This is a genomic window from Neisseria sp. P0006.S009 (assembly GCF_051962915.1).
In the GTDB taxonomy this organism is placed as follows: domain Bacteria; phylum Pseudomonadota; class Gammaproteobacteria; order Burkholderiales; family Neisseriaceae; genus Neisseria; species Neisseria subflava_E.
Map to the genome: position 1 here is coordinate 680601 of NZ_JBQCUV010000001.1, position 20996 is coordinate 701596.

Sequence of the window (20996 nt, forward strand, 5' to 3'; positions counted from 1 at the left end):
CCCCAAACCATCCCCATCAACCAACACTCAAACCATGATTAAAACCGACAAAATCCGCAAACCGCAGCCTGCGCTGTTTTACATCATCGACTACCTTTGGAGCGGCTTTGCCGGTCTAGGCGTGGCGATGGTAGTGGTGGCGTTGTGGGCGTGGGGCAGTGCCGTGTTCGGCGAGTTTATGCTGCCTGCGCCGGTGGAGGTGTTTCAAAAATCTTTGGCTTTATTGAAACATTTTCAGGAAAACGAAATCGGGATTTCGCTGTGGCGGTCGGTGGTGGGGATTTCGGTTGCGCTGGTAGCGGGATTGGCGGCGGGACTGGTGGCGGGCAGTTTTAAGACGGCGATGGCATTGCTTAAACCTGTGATTACGACTTTGTTGGCGATGCCGCCGATTATTTGGGTGGTGATGGCTCTGTTTTGGTTCGGGTTCGGCAATCCGAGCGTGCTGTTTACCATCATTGTGTTGGTTGCGCCGCTGACGTTTGCGAGTGCGGCGGTCGGGATGGCGAGCGTGAACAAGCAGCATGAGGAATTGTTTGACGCTTATAAATTAGGCCGTCTGAAAAAAATCCGTTATCTGTATATCCCGCATCTGACGGGTTATGTGATTTCCAGCATCGGCGTGGCGGTGGCGATGGGGGTGAAGGTGGTGATTATGGCGGAACTCTTGGGCGCGAGCGAAGGCGTAGGCGCGCGGATTGCAGACGCGAGGGCGATGCTGGAGACTTCGACGGTGATGGCTTATGTGGTGTTGGTTATCGTGTTTGTGTCACTGATTGAATACCTGATTACCAAACCTTTGGAAATTTTGTTTATGCCGTGGAGGAGATGATGCTCTGTCTTGAAAACGTGCGTTTTGAAATTCTCCGCGACCCCATCGTGCGCGATTTCAGTTTGAACCTGCAACATGGCGAAGTGAAAGCTTTGTTCGGGCCGAGCGGCTGTGGCAAGACGACGGTTTTGCGTTTGATTGCGGGCTTGGAAACGCCGAAATCGGGCACGATACGCAATACTTTCCGCAAAACGGGTTTTCTGTTTCAGGAAAACCGCCTGCCGGGAAACTTGACCGCGATGCAGAATATCGCTATTTTTATGGACAAACCCGATGAAGGCGAAATCATCGCGCTGGCGGCGAAAGTCGGGCTGACTGCGGGCGATTTGAACAAATATCCGACCGAATTGTCCGGCGGCATGGCGAAACGGGTAGCATTTTTGCGCCTGCTGCTGTGCGGCTGCGACCTTGCCTTGCTGGACGAGCCGTTCGTCGGTTTGGACCGCGATTTGCGCGATATTTTGGTCGCCATACTGGTGGAAAAAATCGAGCGGCAGGGCATGGCGTGTATGCTGGTAACGCACGACCGCTTCGAAGCCGCACGCCTGAGCCATGAAATCATGCTGCTTTCCACTAAGGGCATGAACGTGCAAAACGTGATTACCCTGCCTACGCCGCTGTCCGAACGCGATTCGGCTTTTGAAGAAGCCGTGGTGGCAAGAGAGTTTCAGGGGATTCATTATTATGAGTGATAGGAATTTAAATTTCTGACAAACCTTGCGGTTCGTTGCCCTCTCCCTAACCCTCTCCCACGGGGAAAGGGGATCAGGTTTCTCAAAATCAGAGAGCCGTAGAATTGGGAATCAGATGTCAGGTAAACCTGAAAATGTTCAGGCTCGACAGCCCAATTCCCTCTCCCCGTGGGAGATGGCTAGGGAGAGGGTAAGCAAGCCGCAGGCTTGCCTCTTTAGCGAAAGATACGAATCTGTTATCCGAACGCGATTCGGTTTTTGAAAAAGCCGTGGTGCCAAGGGGGCAGGGGATTCATTATGAGGTGCTTTATGTTTTCGACTGTGATTACTGCTGCTGTTTTATATATTGCTACAGCAGTAGATTTGTTGGTAATACTATTAATATTTTTTGCTAGAGCAAATACTAGAAAAGAATATCGAGATATTTATATCGGACAATATTTAGGTTCTGTAATTTTAATATTAGTTAGTTTATTTCTAGCTTTTGTTTTGCATTATGTTCCGGAAAAATGGGTGTTGGGTTTATTAGGTTTAATACCGATTTACTTAGGTATTAAAGTTGCTATTTACGACGATTGTGAGGGCGAAAAAAGAGCTAAAAAAGAATTGGATGAAAAAGGGTTGTCAAAATTAGTCGGTATTGTTGCTTTGGTTACAGTTGCTAGTTGTGGTGCAGATAATATTGGACTTTTTGTTCCTTACTTTGTGACTTTAGATCTTGTCGACTTATTAGTTACTCTTCTTGTATTTTTAATATTGATTTTTGTTTTAGTATATACAGCACAAAGATTGGCTAATATTTCAGGTATTGGTGAAATTGTAGAGAAGTTTAGTCGTTGGATAATGGCTGTTATTTATATTGGTTTAGGATTATTTATTATTATTGAAAATAATACAATTCAAACAATAATATCAATAATATGAATGATACGGGCATTTGAGTATCTGACAAACCTTGCGGTTCGTTGCCCTCTCCCTAACCCTCTCCCACGGGGAGAGGGAATCAGGTTTCTGAAAATCAGCGGGCGCAGGATTGGGAATCAGATGGAAGGTAAACCTGAGAATGATCGGACTCGACAGCCTAATCCCCTCTCCCCGTGGGAGAGGGCAAGCAAGCCGCAGGCTTGCCTCTTCAACAAAAGATACAGCCCTGTCCACCCAATAAATCCATATCCGAAAGCATCTTCTATCCAGAATCAAGCCAAGCCATGAATAAATTTTTCACCCACCCCATGCGGCCGTTTTTCGTCGGTGCGGCGGTGCTTGCTATACTCGGCGCGTTGGTATTTTTCATCAGCCCCGGTGCCGTCATTTTGCACCGCCAAATCTTCTTAGAACTCATGCTGCCTGCGGCATACGGCGGCTTCCTGACTGCAGCCATGCTCGAATGGACGGGTTATAAAGGTCGTCTGAAACCTGTCTCTACTTTGATGGCGGCATTACTGCTCGCCGCATCTGCCATACTGCCCTTTTCGCCGCAAACTGCCTCGTTTTTCGTTGCCGCCTATTGGCTGGTATTGCTGCTGTTTTGCGCCTGGCTGATTTGGCTCGACCGTAACACTGATAACTTCGCCCTCTTAATGCTGCTTGCCGCGTTTACTATTTTTCAGACGGCCTACGCCGCAACTGGCGATTTGAACTTACTGCGCGCGCAAGTACATCTGAACATGGCAGCTGTCATGTTTGTATCCGTCCGCGTCAGCATTCTTTTGGGCGCGGAAGCCCTGAAAGAATGCCGTCTGAAAGACCCCGTATTCATCCCCAACATCGTCTATAAAAACATCGCCATCACCTTCCTGCTGCTGCACGCCGCCGCCGAACTTTGGCTGCCCGCGCAAACCGCCGGTTTTACCGCGCTTGCCGTCGGCTTTATCCTGCTTGCCAAGCTGCGTGAGCTCCACCATCACGAACTCCTGCGCAAACACTACGTCTGCACTTATTACCTGCTCCAACTCTTTGCCGCTGCAGGCTATTTGTGGACAGGCACAGCGAAACTGCAAAACCTGCCTGCCTCCGCGCCCCTGCACCTGATTACCCTCGGCGGCATGATAGGTGGCGTGATGATGGTGTGGCTGACCGCCGGTCTGTGGCACAGCGGCTTTACCAAACTCGACTACCCCAAGCTCTGCCGCATTGCCGTTCCCCTACTCTTTATGGCTGCCGTCTCACGCGCTTTCTTAATGAACGTGAACCCGATATTTTTCATCACCGTTCCTGCGATTCTGACTATCGCCGTGTTCGTACTGTATCTTTTCACGTTTGTACCGATATTTCGGGAAAATGCGTTTACGGATGATCCGGAATAAAACAAAAGGCCGTCTGAAAATTTCAGACGGCCTTAGCTTTAAATAAATGCTTTATTTGTTGGCATTCAAATAAAGATTAATCAGGCGTGTAGTCGAGCTGTCGTGTTTTTGCACTTCGGTCTCGCCGGTCAATTCAGCAAGAATGGTTTTGGCCAACTGTTTGCCGAGTTCTACGCCCCATTGGTCAAAGCTGTTGATGCCCCAAATAATGCCTTGGACGAAGGTTTTGTGTTCATACATGGCAATCAGACTGCCCATATTGCGCGGGTTGATTTTGTCCATGAGAATGAGGTTGGTCGGGCGGTTGCCTGAGAAGGTTTTGTGCGGAACCAGCTCTTCGATGCGCTCTGCTTCCATGCCTTGGGCTTTGAGTTCGGCACGGACTTCGTCTGGGGTTTTACCGCGCATAAAGGCTTCGGCTTGGGCAAAAACGTTCGCCAACAGGATTTCGTGATGGCCTTGCAAATTGCTGCGTTTTTCAAGCGAGGCGATGAGATCAATCGGCGTGATGTGCGTACCTTGGTGCAGCAGTTGGAAGAAGGCGTGCTGGCCGTTGATACCGGTTTCGCCCCAAATAATCGGCGAAGTTTCGTAACCGACAGCTTTGCCGTCAAGGGTCACTTGTTTGCCGTTGCTCTCCATATCGAGCTGCTGGATAAATTTAGGCAGGCGGTGGAGATGTTGGTCGTAAGGCGCGATAACGTGGCTGCCGCCGCCGTAGTAGTTGATGTACCAAATGCCGATAAGGGCAAGGATAACCGGCAGGTTGCGCTCCAGCGGCGTGTTGATGAAGTGTTGGTCCATCAGGTGTGCGCCGTTGAGCATTTCGATGAAGTTTTCTTCACCGAGATACAGCATAATCGGCAGGCCGATGGCCGACCACAGGCTGTATCGTCCGCCTACCCAGTCCCAAAATTCAAACATATTGGCGGTATCGATACCGAATTCGGCAACGGCTTTTTGGTTGGTGGAGACGGCAACGAAGTGTTTGGCCACGGCGCTTTCATCGCCTGCATGATCCAAGAACCATTTACGCGCGGTCAGGGCGTTGGTCAGGGTTTCTTGGGTGGTAAAGGTTTTGGAGGCGATGATGAAGAGGGTGGTCTCGGGGTGGACTTTGGACAATACGTCGCGCAGTTGGGAGCCGTCCACATTGGAGACGAAGTGCATGTTCAAACGCGGATGGCCGAAAGGCTTGAGCGCGGTACACATCATCAGAGGGCCGAGGTCAGAGCCGCCGATACCGATGTTGACGACGTCGGTAATGACTTGATTGGTATAGCCCAACCAGCTGCCGCTGCGGACTTCATGCGCGAACTCGCCCATGCGTTGCAGGACATGGTTGACCTTAGGCATGACATCTTCGCCATCCACGACGATAGGGGCGTTGGTACGGTTGCGCAGGGCAACGTGGAGTACGGCACGGTTTTCTGTCGTATTGATTTTTTCGCCGTGGAACATTTGCTGCATCCGCTCCGGTACGCCTGCTTCACGCGCCAGCTCGAACAACAGTGCCATGGTTTCGTCGTTGATACGGTTTTTAGAATAATCCAAAGTCAGGCCGCCAACCTGCAGCCAGTAGCGCTCGGCACGTTCGGGATCTTGCTCGAACATTTCGCGCATGTGTTGTTCTTTGGTTTCGTCAAAATGTATCCATAATTTTGACCAAGCTGGTAAATCGTGAAGGTGTTTCATCGGATGCTCTCCTGGATAGTGGACAGTTTTGTTGAGAAAACGGCCGTGAGGTCGTCTGAAACGGGAACGGGGTGGTTTCCGTTTTTTGAGGTTTCAGACGGCCTTGATATGGGACGAGGCCGTCTGAAAATGTCAGTGAAGAATCAATCTTTATCGTATTCGATGTGCTTGTTATGTATGCTTTTTTTACTTTTTTGCAGTTGCGTGCTGGCAGTGTCGCCCAAACGCAAGGCCAAGCCGATGGCAAGAATGTCAATAACGGCTAGCTGCAGAAGACGGGACACCATAGGCGTATAAAGCTCGGCATTTTCCTGAGTGGCAATGCTCAATACGCAGTCGGCCATTTGAGCCAACGGCGAATCATTACGGGTGAGCGCGATAACGGCTGCGCCGTTTTCTTTGGCGATACTGGCCGCGTCTAACAATTCGATAGATGAGCCGGTATTGGAAATCGCCACCAACACATCCTGCTCGGTCAATACGGAAGCCGCCATCAGCTGGGTATGCGTATCAACATAGGCAACGGTGGACATACCGAAGCGGAAGAATTTGTGTTGCGCATCTTGGGCAACGATGCCGGAGTTGCCGACACCATAAAACTCAACGCGTCGCGCGTGCATCAGAATGGCAATCGCGTTTTCAAGCTCGGATTCTTTCAGGAAGCGGCGCTCGCCCAAGAGGGAGGCTGCGGCATTGCCCAACACTTTTTCGACCACGCTGCCCATGTTGTCATCGGCGTTTAATTCTTCATGAACGTAAGGCATGCCTTCGTGGCCGATGCTGGCAGACAAAGCGAGTTTAAACTCAGGCAAGCCTTTGTAACCCAAGCTGCGGCAGAAACGGATTACAGTCGGCTGACTGACGGATGCACGCTCGGCAATTTCCGCCACAGCGGCATGAACGAACCATTTCGGCTCGGCCAGCGCAGATTCGGCAACTTTGCGTTCTGCGCCGGAGAGGTTGGACAATGATTCGCTGATTTTGCTTAACATATACTCTACCCTTTGATTCTTTGACGTTCAGGACAAGGTTTTTTTCACCCCCTGCCCTGCACCGCCGTTTGTGTGTTTAAACGTTATTTAAATGATTGTCTAATGCGACCGCCGCGCCGACGATGCCCGGAAACTCGCTCAATACGACATACACGGGAATAGCGGCAAGATAAGCCTCAAAGCGGCCTTTATTTTCAAAGCGGCTGCGGAACGGGGATGTTTTAAAGTAATCCAACACGCGCGGGATAATCCCGCCGCACAAATACACGCCGCCGCGCGCACCCAATGACAAAGCCAAATTGGAAGCAACCGTACCCAGCATGGCGCAGAAAATATCCAAAGTCTGACGGCAAATCGGCGATGTTCCGCTCAATGTCTTATCGGTGATTTCAGAAGGCTTCAGACGGCATTGTTTGATGTTGTCGCGTTTGGCCAATGCTTCGTAAATCAGGCTCAAACCTGCGCCGCTCAAGAAACGCTCGGCAGAAACATGGCCGTATTTGTTTTTAGCGTATTGCCAAATCAATACTTCCATATCGTCAAACGGCGGGAAGCTGGTATGGCCGCCCTCGCCTGCCAACGCCACCCAGCCGGCAGCGCTGTGCACCAAACCGCTGACACCCAAACCGGTACCCGGACCGATAACGGCTTTAGGCGCAAATTCGATGGGTTTTTGACCGCCGATTTGTATCAAGTCTTTCTTATCGGTTTTTGTTACCGCCAAAGCCTGGGCGGTAAAGTCGTTCAACAGAATCAACGTTTCAAAACCCAAAGCCTGGCGAGTGGTTTCGATGGAGAATGCCCAGTGGTGGTTGGTCATCTGCACCCAGTCGCCCAAAATCGGATTGGCAATCGCAAAGGCGGCGTGCAAGACTTTCGGACTGCCTGCGCGTTCCAAATAAGTTTTAGCGGCATCGACAATGGTGTCGTAATCCTGGCAAGGTAAGACTTCAGCCTTTTCAATGACCTGTGGTGCAGTTTCAAGTGCAAAACGGGCATTCGTACCGCCGATATCGGCAACCAAACGAGGATAAGCTTCAGTGTGCATAGTAGACATGGCAGTTAATTCCTTGGTGATTGAGAATCAGACTGGTCGGATATTCGGTATCGGCCCTTGCAGCAGCTTTGTCGAATACCGCTTTTTTCTCTGCGCCTTGAATGGCCAAAAATACATTCGGCGTTTTGGCAATCGCACCCAAAGTCATGCTCACACGCTCATGCGGCGCGGTAACCGGCGTAGTATGAATCAATGTCGGGTCATCAGCTTCATTGATTGCGGCCTGTAATTGAGGCGCTTGAGGGAACAACGACGCTGTATGCCCGTCTCCTCCCATGCCCAACACCAGCACGTCAGGTTGCTTGTAATGTTTCAATGCATAAGCAACGACAACTTCAGGTTGTAATTCAGTTTCAGACTTTCCGTCTTCAACAACAGGAATCCATGTGGCAACGGCCGCGTTATTTTTGAGCAGATATTCACGTACCAAGCCTGTATTGCTGTCGGCATGCGTGGTCGGGACAATACGCTCGTCCACCAAAGTAATGCCGACATTTTGCCAATTTAAATCTTTTTGCGACAAAGCCTCGAAAAACGCAATCGGCGAACGACCGCCGGAAACAGCCAAAACCGCATGGCCTTTCTCATTCAACGCGGTTTGTAATGCAGCGGCAACGGCATCAGCGAGAGCCTGCGCGGCAGTTGCAGCGTTTTCTTGTTCGTGCCAAACAAACATGTTTCGTCCTTTCATGGTTTCAGACGGCCTTTTGTTGGAAAACAAGGCCGTCTGAAAGAAATATTATTGCTCTTCGTGCCACTTGTTGCCGTCACGCGCCAACAGCGCGCGCGCAGCTTCAGGACCCCAAGAATGGGCTTCGTAAGCATGCGGAGGCGTTGTATTGTTCGCCCAGTTTTCCAGGATAGGCATCACATATTCCCAAGCGGCTTCGAGTTCGTCGCGGCGGTTGAACAAAGCGAGTTTGCCGTTAATCACATCCAGCAGCAGGCGCTCATAAGCCTCAGCGCGGCGGCCCTCTACTGCTGTGCCCAAGTCCACGCCAATCGGTGTCACTTCGACTTTGTTGCCTGCACCCGGGGTTTTTACTTGAGTGTAAAGGCGGACGGATTCGGTCGGTTGTAGTTCAATAACCAAACGATTCGGCGCGGCTTGGCTGTTGTCGAAAATATGGTTTTGCAGCGGACGGAAGTTCAACACGATTTCCGCCACTTTGCCTGCCATGCGTTTGCCGGTACGCAGGTAGAAAGGTACGCCTTTCCAACGTTCGTTTTCGATTTCGGCTTTGATGGCGACATAGGTTTCAGTGAAACTGTCTTTCGGTACATCGACTTCTTCTAGATAGCCGTTCATGCCTTTTGCTGCAACATATTGGCCGCGAATAACATTTTCGTTGACGGATTCGATGGTCAGGGGTTTCAGCGATTTGATGACTTTCACTTTCTCGTCGCGTACGGCATCGGCATCCAAGCTTGCCGGCGCTTCCATCGCAGTCATACAAAGCATTTGCATCAAGTGGTTTTGCACCATATCGCGCAATGCGCCGGTAATGTCGTAAAACTCGCCGCGTTCTTCCACGCCCAACTGCTCGGCGATGGTCAGCTGTACACTTTCAATATATTTGTTGTTCCACAAAGGCTCGAACATCACATTGGCAAAACGCAAGGCCAGCAGGTTTTGCAGGCTTTCTTTACCTAAATAATGGTCAATACGGTAGATTTGCTCTTCTTTGAAATAACGGGCCACATCGGTATTGATTTGTTGGGAAGAAGCCAAGTCCGTACCCAACGGTTTTTCCAAAACCACGCGCACGTTATCGGCATTCAAACCGATTTCAGCAAGGTTTTCACAGGCTTGCGCAAAAAATTTCGGTGCAGTTGAGAGGTAGATCACGACATTTTCAGTATTCTTGCGCGCTTTTACCAAGTCGCCCAAAGCAATGAAGTCCTCTTTCTTTGTCACATCGACTTTCAAATACTCAAGACGTTGGATAAACGATGCCCACGCTTCTTCTGAGAAGTTTTGTTTGACATGGATTTTAGAATTCGTTTCCACTTTGGCCAAAAAGCCGGCGGTATCCAATTCGCTGCGGCTTACGCCCAAAATACGACCTTCGGGATGAAGCAAACCGGCTACATGCGCCTGATACAGGCAAGGCAAAAGTTTACGCATTGCCAAATCGCCGGTCGCGCCAAACAACACCAAATCAAAATTTGTCTGTGTACTCATTGTTTCATCTCTCGTTGAGGAAGCTTGCTTCAAAACTTTTGGACTGTCGTCATCTATAAAAATCGATTAAAATCAAAAGCCTTTAAGCAATAAGCAGTAAAAAACCAATCGCCTGCACCAAAATTTCAAACAAGCGGGCTAATGAGTAGTAATACTACACATGGCTACACATTTTGTCTATTCTCATTTTTACAAATTGTTTGATTTAACATAAAAGTTTGATGACTTTTACAGCCCATCGTTTTACGAATTGACCATACCTCGATTTAAATCAAATTTCTTCCACTTAGTAAATTATTTTGTAACAAAATTACAGATTTTGTACTATAATACGCAGACGCTTCGAAGAGAAATCTTCAAATATTCAGACGGCCCATATTATTCATTCCCACAGCTCAAGGCCGTCTGAAACATACCCAATACAAAAATCAGAAACGCGCAAACAAAATCCCTATCATATCGTTTAGCCAGGAGACCGCACATGAACCCCACTCCTATTCACCCGAAACTCGCCGAAATTACCGAGCGCATCATCGAGCGCAGCCGCCCGACGCGTGAAAAGTATCTGGCGAAAATCCGCAGCGCCAAACAGATGGGACGCTTAGAGCGCAACCAACTCGGCTGCAGCAATTTGGCGCACGGCTATGCCTCCATGCCTAAGAGCATCAAAATCGAAATGCTTCAGGAAACCGTCCCCAACTTAGGCATCATCACTGCCTACAACGACATGGTTTCCGCACACCAGCCGTTTAAAGACTTCCCTGACCAAATCAAAGACGAAGCACAAAAAAACGGCGCGACCGCCCAAGTCGCCGGCGGCACGCCCGCCATGTGCGACGGCATCACGCAAGGCTACGCCGGCATGGAATTGTCGCTGTTTTCCCGCGACGTGATTGCCATGAGTACCGCCATCGGTCTGTCGCATCAAATGTTTGACGGCGGCCTGTTTATGGGCGTATGCGACAAAATCGTTCCCGGCCTGATGATCGGCGCTTTGTCTTTCGGCCATATTCCGGGCATCTTCGTTCCGGCAGGCCCGATGTCCAGCGGTATCGGTAATAAAGAAAAAGCCCGTACCCGCCAGCTTTTCGCCGAAGGTAAAGTCGGCCGCGATGCCTTGCTCGAAAGCGAAATGGGTTCCTACCACAGCCCCGGTACCTGCACTTTCTACGGCACGGCAAACTCCAACCAAATGATGATGGAAATGATGGGCGTACACCTGCCCGCCGCCGCTTTCGTTCATCCTTATACCGATTTGCGCGAAGCTCTGACCCGCTACGCAGCCGGACACCTTGCACGCGGCATTAAAAACGGCACCATCAAACCATTGGGCGAAATGTTGACCGAAAAATCCTTCATCAATGCCCTGATTGGTCTGATGGCGACCGGCGGCTCGACCAACCACACCATGCACCTCGTCGCCATGGCGCGCGCCGCAGGCGTGATTTTGAATTGGGACGACTTTGATGAAATTTCTTCCATCATCCCGCTGCTCATCCGCGTATACCCCAACGGCAAAGCCGACGTGAACCACTTTACCGCAGCCGGCGGCCTGCCTTTCGTTATCCGCGAATTGCTGGACGCAGGCCTGTTGCATGACGATGTCGATACCGTCGTCGGACACGGTATGCGCCACTACACTAAAGAACCTTTCCTCATCGACGGCAAACTCGAATGGCGTGAAGCCCCTGAAACCAGCGGCAATGAAGATATCCTGCGCAAAGCCGACAACCCGTTCTCCCCAGACGGCGGTCTGCGCCTAATGAAAGGCAACATCGGTCGCGGCGTAATTAAAGTATCTGCCGTGCGCGAAGGCTGCCGCATCATCGAAGCACCCGCCATCGTGTTCAACGACCAGCGCGAAGTATTGGCCGCATTTGAACGCGGCGAGTTGGAACGCGATTTCGTCTGTGTCGTCCGCTACCAAGGCCCGCGCGCCAACGGTATGCCCGAGTTGCACAAACTGACCCCGCCTTTGGGCATCCTGCAAGACCGCGGCTTCAAAGTGGCGCTGCTGACTGACGGCCGTATGTCCGGTGCATCCGGCAAAGTGCCTGCGTCCATCCACATGACGCCTGAAGCCTTGATGGGCGGCAATATCGCCAAAATCCGTACCGGCGACCTGATCCGCTTCGACTCCGTTACCGGCGAACTCAACGTCCTGATCAACGAAGCCGAATGGAGCTCTCGCGAAGTCGAACGTATCGATTTGAGCGCGAACCAACAAGGTTGCGGCCGCGAACTCTTCGCCAACTTCCGCAGCATGACCAGCAGCGCAGAAACCGGTGCCATGAGCTTCGGCGGCGAATTTGCCTAAACCCTTTTCAGACGGCCTCTTAAAACAAACAGGCCGTCTGAAACCATGTTATCGACCCTATTACGATACAGTCCCCAACGGAGACCTAAAATGTCTAAACTGACCCCTCGTGAAATTCTGACTGCCGGCGCAGTTGTACCGGTAATGGCGATTGACGACTTGAGCACTGCCGTCGATTTATCCCATGCCCTTGTCGAAGGCGGCATTCCCACCCTCGAAATCACCCTGCGCACCCCTGTCGGCCTCGACGCCATCCGCCTGATTGCCAAAGAAGTGCCCAATGCCATCGTCGGCGCGGGTACGGTAACCAATCCCGAACAGCTCAAAGCCGTCGAAGACGCAGGTGCGGTTTTCGCCATCAGCCCGGGTTTGCACGAATCCCTCGCCAAAGCCAGCCACAACAGCGGCATTCCCCTGATTCCCGGCGTTGCCACTCCGGGTGAAGTCCAACTGGCTTTGGAACACGGCATCGACACCCTCAAACTCTTCCCTGCTGAAGTCGTTGGCGGCAAAGCCATGCTCAAGGCACTCTACGGCCCTTATGCCGACGTGCGCTTCTGCCCGACCGGCGGCATCAGCCTGGCAACCGCTCCCGAGTACTTGGCGCTGCCTAATGTCTTGTGCGTCGGCGGCTCATGGCTGACTCCAAAAGAAGCCATCAAAAACAAAGACTGGGATACCATCACCCGTCTGGCTCGCGAAGCTGCCGCTTTGAAACCAAAAGCCTAATCAGGTTATAGGTTAAAAAAGAAAAGGCCGTCTGAATATGATTTCAGACGGCCTTTTTTTACTGCAAGCATACGAATCAAGCATTATTCGGCTTAATATTTATCCTAACTGGCGGCATTAACACACAAAGATTCAATCTTACCTGCTCTCGGGAAGCGGATGGTGTAACGTCCTTTTTGATCGATTTCGGCAAAGCTGAAGCGGTTTTCAGGCGCATCACCATCAGCCCCTACTTCCAAAGCAATCCGTTTACCTTTCGGGTCTTTCACAACGACACCGGGACTGACAGGCGCGAATGAAAGCACTAAACCGGCATCTGCCGAACTATTAAAACCATACACTTGGCCACGTTTAACCTGTAAGGGTTGGTCAATGCAGCCTGTTTCGTTCAGAGGCAGCATTTTTTCAGCAGAGGCAAATGCCGCGCTCCCTAATCCTAAGGCAACAATCAGAGAAAAGCTCAAATATTTCATATAGTTTTCTTTTAAAATTGAAATTTGAATGTAAACAGAAATTTAGCCGAATATCCGCCTCATTCTAATTATCCTTTTCCCAACACTTTCCGTGCCGCTTCCACACCCCAATACAAAGCCTCTTCAAATACCGAATAGCTGCTTAAATCACTGTGTGCAAATAACAATCCGGCATTTTGGTTTCTGATTTTTAATAAAGCCTCATCGCTTAAATAGCCGGGTTTCGGCACGCTCATGCCATGCCCGCGAACAGTAATGTCAACATGGGAAACGTGCCGCCAAAAGCCTTCACCGTAAGCGGTAAGCAGATCTTGGGCGGCAAGCTGGAGCAGCTCTTCGTCGCTTGCTTCAAGCAGCTGGCGGCGGACGGCTTGTGGCGTATCGTGGTTGAGTGCGGCGTAGGCGGTAAAAATCGTGCGTTCAGGACGGGCAACCCGGATAAGCTGATTGGTCGCAACAACATAGCCCAGCCCTTGGCTGCCGTAAACCACATTGTCCCACGCAAGTTCGCTGTTGTTTTTTTCTTTCGGGAAACTGTGCAGTTCAAAATTGGAAACCAGCCATGGCGCGTATTCTGGGATGTCCAGACCAAATTGTTCAGGAGATTCAATAACGCGGGCGGCAACCATCAGCGGCATGGCGGAGATAACGTGTTGCGCGGTGACGGCAACGGTTTCCCCTTTTGCATTATCACGCAGCCACACTTCAATCTGGCCGTCTGAAAGCGGTTTGATTTTGACGGCTGAAGCATTAACCGAAGCAGGTTTCTCCAAACGGATACGGTTTTCAGACGGCCATTGCCAGCCTTCCTGCAAATCGGCATGACGGCGCAAGTTTTCAGAAAGATGTGCCAAACCTTCAGGCCAAGTGAGGACGGTTTCTGCATTGTTGCGGGCGGCAAAATAATGCAGTCCGGCAAAGGCAGACACTTGCCCGATGCCTTGTCCGTAATCGTCGCGGCAACAATAATCGAGATACCATAAAAGCTCGGGCGAGTGGTAACCTTCTTGCTCAAGCCATTGTTTGAACGTCAGATTATCGAGTTTGCGCCATGTCTCATCTGCCGATGACAGCGCAATCGGAATGGCAAAAATTTTCTTACCGTCATTGCCGTAAGCCTGTTTCAGACGGCCTATCAAATCAAAAAACTTTTTGGAATCCGCATCTTCTTTCGGCAATAAATGTTCCACCCATTTATCCTGATATAAGAGGCGCGATTCGGGCGCATAAACCAAATCGGTTTCCCTAAAGCTGCCGTCCGATTGCAAGATACCAAAATCCGCCAACATCTCGCGCACATACACGCTTTCTTTCGACGGCAAAGCCAAATAATGCGCACCGCTCGGCGCTTTCAGGCCGTCTGAAGACGTATAGGCGGCATTGTTGCCATTGCGTTCAAACCCTTCTGCCAACAATACATCGCAGTGATTATGCTTCGCCAAATACCACAACGCCCCCAAACCCGCCGCACCGCCGCCGAGTATCAGCGTATTGCATTCATAACGACGAGCCGGTGCTTGCAACAATTCCCCGTCGCGCAACAAATGCCCCAACGGCAAGCCGACACGGTTAATAGAAACCGGCGGTTTGTGGTTGAGGTACTTATAAGTCTGCCAAGAGAAAGCAGAGGCAGCGCCAAGCGCGGCAGTATAACTGAGAAATTGACGGCGGGTTAGCATGTTTTATAAAAAGGTCGTCTGAAAAAAAAAATGAGATAGCGGTTGCTTTAGTTTGAGTGCACCTCGTACTATTTATGTCCACCAGAATAACCACTGTAGCCGCTGCCCGAATAAGACGAATCACCTTCATCTACGCTAACATAGTTGAATAAGGTAGCAATAAAAATCATAAAGAAGAAACCGAAAACCATAACCCCCCTCTCTTCTTCGTAATCGTCGTCATCTTTAAATCTCTCCGCTATCCATATCCACACCAATGCAAACAAACTAACCCCAATGCCTTCAAAGCTCAACAAATCTGGAGACAACCACGCCGGAAGATTGATAACGATGAGAATCAACGTAGCAAAAGCACGGATTCTGTCATCACGATCTTCAGGACGCCTCTCTTCGTTTGTCAGCCATAAGCCAAACGCACCTACCGAATCACGCGGCAGGTCGAATGCCTTTCTCATTTGGCTGTAAGGAATAGGTTTGCTTCTGCTCCAAACCGTTTCATCCTTGCCCTGTTCGGCACACAATCTGGAATTGTCAGAATAATCTGTTGCTGAACGGTATTCGGTATAGTCAATCAAATCCCCGCTTTTGACACACCAATAAAACGCTCCCGCTGCTGTTTCAACCCGCCCGCCGTAACGATCAACCACCTTCTCATCGATAGGGTTGCCGTTGACATCAAACTCCGGCCATGCTTGCAAAGTTTCCGAAAACCGCCAGCTATTTCCCGATTCTACCAACCAAGCAAAGCCCTGCTGCGCATTGTAAAGCAGGTATTCCGTCCACTTCCCAAACCGCTCTTCCTTGACAACATAGTTACGGGTAATACTGCCGAAAGGGATTTCGGCATATTGTACGGCGCCAATCACCCGATATTCCGTATCGTTCAGACGGCCTACTGTGCCAATATTCAGCGTAAACAGGTTTTGCTGTGCCTGCCGTGCTGTATTTTCCTTCATCAATTCGACAGTATCTTTCGTCGTATTCAGACTGCTGCCGCAAGAGGAACAAAGAAGAAAAGAAGTTACGCCACTTGGCCAATGAACCGATGCGCCACAATTAGGGCAGGCTTCGGCGTGAATTTCTCCTTTCAGACGACCTGCACTTGCCTGGATCTCATCATCGCTGCGTAAGTTTTCCAGCTTCAGGCTATTCAAACTGACAACGCGGCCAAGATAAATGGTGAGTGGCGATACTGTAAAATCTATGGTCAGAAACAGCTTGCCACAACGAAAATCACAAACCTTACCTGTCGCCTTTTTTGCGGTCAGGTTAAACGGTAACTCTCCTTGTGCATCAGTGTTGCGGTAATGGATGGTGCGTGCGTCTGAAACGACAAAAGTTTTACCGTCCAACTCGAAAGAGCTCTGCCCAAGGCGAACTGACTCAAAAGTTGTCGGCAACCCTTTTGCCTTGCCTGAAGCCTCACAGGTCATAGCATATAAATCACCAACTTCAGACAGCCAACCGGTCAGATCATCATCGAACAAAGCATACCATTCGTTCCATACGCCGACATCGTAATGCACCTGCAATCTTCCGATCAGCGTAAAATTCCGATGCGCAAAAACACCCCTCGTGCCGATTTGCAATGGACTGAAATCCTCCAAGAGCGCAGAATCCCGCTCCGAATATGAGACAATGCTCCCGCTTTTTTTCTTTCCTTTTCTAACTACCAGCATACTGTGGCAATGGCCACACACCAACGTCACGGCAGTAGCGGAATACGCCTCAACAGGCGCACCACAGCTTGGGCAATCGGTTTTAAAAAAAGGCGTTTTTTCCATATAACGTCAATATTTCAGTTTAAGCAGAACAAGGTTTAAGGCCGTCTGAAAACGGATCGAATATGCTTTCAGACGGCCTGTCTTTTAATAAAGAATACGTTAAATCTTTTTTCTTGATTGTTCTGCCATATGATGACCTTTGTTTTTTTCTTTAACTAAAGCCAAGTTTACTAATCGGCAAAAAATTGTACATCTCTCTCTTTTACCCATCCGGTCGGGCAAACGCCTTTTGCGCCAATAAGCAACTGGCCTTCATCATCAACATGAGTAGAAAGACGACATTTTTTGCCTTTGGGTGGTTTGATTTTCCATTCAGTCGGAAAATCGGTAGGTTTGGTGCAGTTGTCAGGTAGGCCCATATCATGACAACTGATTTGGTTTTCTTTGATTGCCAAAGGTACTTTTTTTACTTTTATCCAAGAGTATCCTTCTTCGGTATTTTTGCTGTCATTACCGATAACACAAAGGTATTGCATATGGTGCAATTGAGCGATTGAAGATGCTTTATCGTCCGGTTGGGCTTGCAGGGATGCGCCTTGGTTATTACTGACATAAACTTGATTACGGCAATACTCGGTACGATCATGTGTTAATTTTTTTGCTTCGGCACTTCCCACTCCTAGCAAAAACAAACCTGTAAGCAAAGAAATAACCAACGGTAAGCTTCTATTGCTATTCAAATCTCTTATTTTAAGCATTTTGTTTTAAAACCTTTCTATACAAAATTTGTTATCTAATTTGCTATCAGCCATTTTTTTCAGACGGCCTGACAGATTTTATTGTTCAACCGATGGTTGTATATCGTCCAGTATACCTTCGCCACGTTGCACAACCGTCCAAACAGCTCTTTCAGCCGCCAACTCCCTGCACAAGATTTCCTTCACTTTTTCCAATTTCATACCGCCGCAAATAAATGCGTCAATGGCGGCGAAATGGTGTTCCGGCCAAGTGTGGATACTGATATGAGACTCGGCAAGTAGTAAAACGCCGGTTACGCCGCCTGCGCCGCCGAAGGTGTGGAAGTGTTCGGTCAATATGGTGGCTTCTGCGGCCTGTGCAGCAGCCATCAAAGCGGTTTTCAGACGGCCTTCATCTTTTAAGATGGCTTCATCGCAGCTATATAAGTCCAATAGGCCATGATTACCGGGCATGTGGGTCATTTATGGCCTCCGGAATAACCGCTGCCGCCGTAATAGCCGCCGGAGTGCATACGCGAGCCGTCGGAGTCGGAAGAGCCGTAGCTGATGATCATGGAGATGACGATGATGATGGTGCTGAAAATGATGTAAGTGATTCTCGACATGTTAATCCTCGTCCTCGTCTTTTTTGCCCATGGTCCACAACAACCAGCATCCTATAAAGATGACGGTAAGTGCAGCAGAGCTGTCGCTGGCCAGAAGTGCAGGGAGATTAACAACAACCAAGATAGCAGTCATTATAATTCTTAATGATTTATCAATACCGTCTGCCGCCATGTTTGCAGTGTAATGCGGAGCTTGGCTGGTCAGATTAAACGCGTCTGCAATTTCCCGATAAGCAATTGGGGCACTTCTAGTCCATGCCATTTCGTGACTGTTTAGTTCGGAGCCAATCTTACGGCTTTGCCCGTCTCGGTAATCGCTGTAATAGTTCAAATCACCGCTTCGAACACGCCAATAAAACGCGCCGCTGGCAATCCTGACCCGTCCGCCATAGTCATAAAGTTTGCCATAGCCTTGCGGTTGGCGGTTGCGGTCGAGGCGCGGCCAATCATTCAAGGTTTCAGAAATATTCCAACCTTCATCAGCTTCAACCAGCCATAAGAAACCCTGTGTAGGGTTGTAAAGCAGATACTCTGTCCACTGCCCTTCTGGTGCCAATGTATGCTTGGCACCTTTGAACAAGTTATCAAATGTTTCCTGCGCATCTGTTTCTAAATATCTAATTGCGCCGATAACATGAAACTCTTTATTTTTCAGACGGCCTGTCGAGCCGACAGACAAAGTAAACATCGTATTTTGTGACAAACGCAGATCATTGGCGGTAATAAGCTCCGCCTTATCCTTGCCGACTGCCAATTCGCTGCCGCAGCTTTGACAGTTCAGATGAGAGGTCAGGCCGTTCACCCAATGAATGGACGAGCCGCAGTTAGGACAGTTTTCTGAAGTAATACTGCCTTTCAGACGGCCTGCGCTTTCTTTAATTTCGTCTTCGTGGCGCGTGTTTTCCAGCTTCAAATCATCTAGGTTTACCATCCGCCCGAAGAAGGCTTCGGGTGTTTTGCTGCTGTAATCAAGCGTGATGAAAAGGTTTTCACAACGCCAGTCAGAAACCCGATTTTCTGTATCCTCTTTCAAAACAAACGGCAATTCGCCCTGCGCGGCCGCGCGTTTCAAGCTGATTTTGCGGACATCGGAGGCAATATAGTGCTTATCTTGAAAAGTCAGCTCGCTAAATCCGGCTCGCGTGTCTTCAAATTTCGGCAGATTATCGATTTCGACCGGCATGGTCATCACATACAAATCACCCGCCTCAGAAAGCCAACCGGCCCTGCCGTCGTCAAACAGCGCATACCATTCATTCCACGCGCCATCGTCGTATTGCACCTGAAGCCGTCCGACCAAGGTAAAGCGTTGAGCGACAAATGTGCCGCTGGTTCCGATTTGCAGCGGACTAAAATCTTCCAGCAATGCGGAATCGCGGCCGGAGTCGACAACACCGTTATCTTGCCGCACCAGCATGCTGTTGCAATAACCGCACACCAGCGTCACGGAAGAAGCAGAATGCGCTTCGACAGGTGCGCCGCAGCTTGGGCAGTCGGTTTTGAAGAAAGGAGTTTGAGACATGGGTTTGCTTTTTCAGAATGGGTTGGGATGTTTCAGACGGCCTTAATGTTTATATCAACTGGTTTTATCAATGATTTCAGATTAGAAACAAACCAAATCGCCGAACAGACTCAATCAAATGATTCAAAAGGCCGTCTGAAACCTTTTCACAGAAGTAGCTCAACGCTTCTTTGAATGATATTTTTCAGACGGCCTTCAATTGATTAACCAATCAACTGTTTCAACACTTCAGCCTTGGCTTTATCAAAATCTTCTTGCGAAATCAAACCGCCATCCAGCAAAGACTTGAGTTTCACCAATTTTGCCTGCGGATCTTCGGCAGCCGGCTGAACATTTTGCTGAGCCTGTTGCGCATTCGGCTGCATCATGCCTGACATAGCACCCGCCATCGCCTGACCAATACCGGCACCCACGCCCAAACCTGCACCGATTCCGGCAAGTCCACCTTCATTTTGTGCCGCAAGCGGGATAGATTCGGCGGTTTGATATTGGGTGTAGCGTCCCAAATCGCCGATAACGCCCATCGAAATTTTCTTATCCAACGCAGCCTGAATAGTCGCAGGCAAGGTAATGCTTTCAACAGTGAAGTTTTCCAGCACCAAACCCAGCTTGGCAAATTCCGCACCGAGCAATTCACCGATTTTTTGCGACAACAAAACTTGGTTCGCCGCCATATCCAAGAATGGGATACCGGAGCTGCCAAACGCAGCCGCCAATTGGGTAACTGCAATATTACGTAGCTGGTTTTCCAAGTCTACGCCGCTGTATTGCGCCGCCACGCCGCTGACTTCTTTGAAAAATTTTGCCGGATCGCTGATGCGGTAAGAATACATACCGAACGAACGCAGTTGCACAGCGCCAAACTCGGCATCGCGCACGGTAACAGGTTGGGACGTACCCCATTTTCGTGCGAGCTGCTGTTTGGTATTGAAAAAGTAAACATCCGATTTAAACGGAGACTCAAAAAGCTTGTCCCAGTTTTTCAAGTTGGTCAGCACCGGCAGCGTTTGCGTATTGAGCGTGTAACGTCCCGGCCCGAACACATCGGCGGTCACGCCTTCATCGACAAACATCGCCATCTGCGCCTCACGCACAGTCAGGCTCGCACCGTTTTGGATCTCCTCATCGGCAATTGGAAAACGCCACATCAGCAGGCTGTCATCGGGATTCGGCCATTGAATGACGTCGATAAACTGTTTCTTGATAAAGTTGAACATTTCAGTTCCTTATTTGAAGAAGAAGGGATAACTTATAGGCAGTCAGGTCAATTTGCCTGGTCGGTAATATCGCTTATTTTATATAAATAGAATGTCATGCGATATTAACATTCAAAATGTCTTTATGTATGAGAATAGAGTGGGTGGCTGCATATACTTTTATTGCAAACTAAATAATAACTATATAGATATTAACTTTTTGAAAACTTCGGA

Annotated in this window: 19 protein-coding genes; 6 read left to right on the forward strand and 13 right to left on the reverse strand. The window is 49.5% G+C overall.

Annotated elements, in window-relative coordinates; genetic code table 11:
* Nucleotides 1-34 precede the first annotated feature (34 nt).
* The 4 genes from ACTHTK_RS03225 to ACTHTK_RS03240 all read left to right on the forward strand — a co-directional run bounded on the left by ACTHTK_RS03225 (nt 35) and on the right by ACTHTK_RS03240 (nt 3830).
* Nucleotides 35-832: an ABC transporter permease gene (locus tag ACTHTK_RS03225; protein ID WP_440378382.1), complete on the forward strand. Its 798-nt coding sequence runs from the start codon at nt 35-37 to the stop codon at nt 830-832.
* Nucleotides 832-1524, forward strand: a complete 693-nt coding sequence (locus ACTHTK_RS03230) for an ATP-binding cassette domain-containing protein (RefSeq protein ID WP_440378383.1) — start codon at nt 832-834, stop codon at nt 1522-1524. Before ACTHTK_RS03225 ends, ACTHTK_RS03230 begins: the two co-directional genes overlap by 1 nt.
* Before the next feature lie 309 nt (nt 1525-1833).
* Nucleotides 1834-2448 (forward strand): CadD family cadmium resistance transporter, encoded by a 615-nt coding sequence (locus tag ACTHTK_RS03235; protein ID WP_004519352.1) that lies wholly within the window; start codon nt 1834-1836, stop codon nt 2446-2448.
* A gap of 284 nt (nt 2449-2732) precedes the next feature.
* A complete protein-coding gene (locus ACTHTK_RS03240) occupies nt 2733-3830 on the forward strand; it encodes an NnrS family protein (RefSeq protein WP_440378342.1) in 1098 nt (365 codons plus the stop codon).
* Between the two features lie 51 nt (nt 3831-3881).
* On the opposite strand, the gene pgi is transcribed toward ACTHTK_RS03240, so the two are convergent.
* The 5 genes from pgi to zwf all read right to left on the reverse strand — a co-directional run bounded on the left by pgi (nt 3882) and on the right by zwf (nt 9759).
* On the reverse strand, nt 3882-5525 hold the full coding sequence (pgi, locus tag ACTHTK_RS03245) for a glucose-6-phosphate isomerase (protein WP_107723587.1): 1644 nt from the start codon (nt 5523-5525) through the stop codon (nt 3882-3884).
* 143 nt (nt 5526-5668) lie between these two features.
* Nucleotides 5669-6517, reverse strand: coding sequence for a DNA-binding transcriptional regulator HexR (hexR, locus tag ACTHTK_RS03250; protein ID WP_004519348.1), 849 nt, complete (start codon nt 6515-6517; stop codon nt 5669-5671).
* A 76-nt stretch (nt 6518-6593) separates the two neighbouring features.
* Entirely contained in the window at nt 6594-7574 is a 981-nt protein-coding gene (locus ACTHTK_RS03255; protein WP_039861966.1) for a glucokinase, read from the reverse strand.
* Entirely contained in the window at nt 7555-8250 is a 696-nt protein-coding gene (gene pgl / locus ACTHTK_RS03260) for a 6-phosphogluconolactonase (protein ID WP_107723588.1), read from the reverse strand. The genes ACTHTK_RS03255 and pgl overlap by 20 nt, the downstream gene beginning before the upstream one ends.
* Before the next feature lie 63 nt (nt 8251-8313).
* Entirely contained in the window at nt 8314-9759 is a 1446-nt protein-coding gene (gene zwf, locus ACTHTK_RS03265; protein ID WP_107723589.1) for a glucose-6-phosphate dehydrogenase, read from the reverse strand.
* A gap of 481 nt (nt 9760-10240) precedes the next feature.
* On the opposite strand from zwf, the gene edd reads away from it, so the two are divergent.
* Complete coding sequence (gene edd / locus ACTHTK_RS03270; RefSeq protein ID WP_107723590.1) at nt 10241-12076, forward strand: phosphogluconate dehydratase; 1836 nt, start codon at nt 10241-10243, stop codon at nt 12074-12076.
* Nucleotides 12077-12166: 90 nt separating this feature from the next.
* A complete protein-coding gene (locus ACTHTK_RS03275) occupies nt 12167-12805 on the forward strand; it encodes a bifunctional 4-hydroxy-2-oxoglutarate aldolase/2-dehydro-3-deoxy-phosphogluconate aldolase (protein WP_003745733.1) in 639 nt (212 codons plus the stop codon).
* 104 nt (nt 12806-12909) lie between these two features.
* Here ACTHTK_RS03275 and ACTHTK_RS03280 read toward each other — a convergent pair whose 3' ends face one another.
* The 8 genes from ACTHTK_RS03280 to ACTHTK_RS03315 form a co-directional block, all read right to left on the reverse strand.
* Nucleotides 12910-13278, reverse strand: coding sequence for a hypothetical protein (locus tag ACTHTK_RS03280; RefSeq protein ID WP_107723591.1), 369 nt, complete (start codon nt 13276-13278; stop codon nt 12910-12912).
* A 68-nt stretch (nt 13279-13346) separates the two neighbouring features.
* Nucleotides 13347-14957, reverse strand: coding sequence for an NAD(P)-binding protein (locus ACTHTK_RS03285; RefSeq protein WP_107723592.1), 1611 nt, complete (start codon nt 14955-14957; stop codon nt 13347-13349).
* Between the two features lie 68 nt (nt 14958-15025).
* Entirely contained in the window at nt 15026-16741 is a 1716-nt protein-coding gene (locus ACTHTK_RS03290; protein ID WP_107723593.1) for a DUF4178 domain-containing protein, read from the reverse strand.
* A gap of 170 nt (nt 16742-16911) precedes the next feature.
* Entirely contained in the window at nt 16912-17439 is a 528-nt protein-coding gene (locus tag ACTHTK_RS03295) for a hypothetical protein (protein WP_440378343.1), read from the reverse strand.
* A 78-nt stretch (nt 17440-17517) separates the two neighbouring features.
* Entirely contained in the window at nt 17518-17901 is a 384-nt protein-coding gene (speD, locus tag ACTHTK_RS03300) for an adenosylmethionine decarboxylase (RefSeq protein ID WP_107723595.1), read from the reverse strand.
* A complete protein-coding gene (locus tag ACTHTK_RS03305; protein WP_162837292.1) occupies nt 17898-18044 on the reverse strand; it encodes a hypothetical protein in 147 nt (48 codons plus the stop codon). Before ACTHTK_RS03305 ends, speD begins: the two co-directional genes overlap by 4 nt.
* Before the next feature lies 1 nt (nt 18045).
* Nucleotides 18046-19566: a DUF4178 domain-containing protein gene (locus ACTHTK_RS03310; protein WP_440378344.1), complete on the reverse strand. Its 1521-nt coding sequence runs from the start codon at nt 19564-19566 to the stop codon at nt 18046-18048.
* A 203-nt stretch (nt 19567-19769) separates the two neighbouring features.
* Entirely contained in the window at nt 19770-20783 is a 1014-nt protein-coding gene (locus tag ACTHTK_RS03315; RefSeq protein WP_440378345.1) for an SPFH domain-containing protein, read from the reverse strand.
* Nucleotides 20784-20996: the final 213 nt, after the last annotated feature.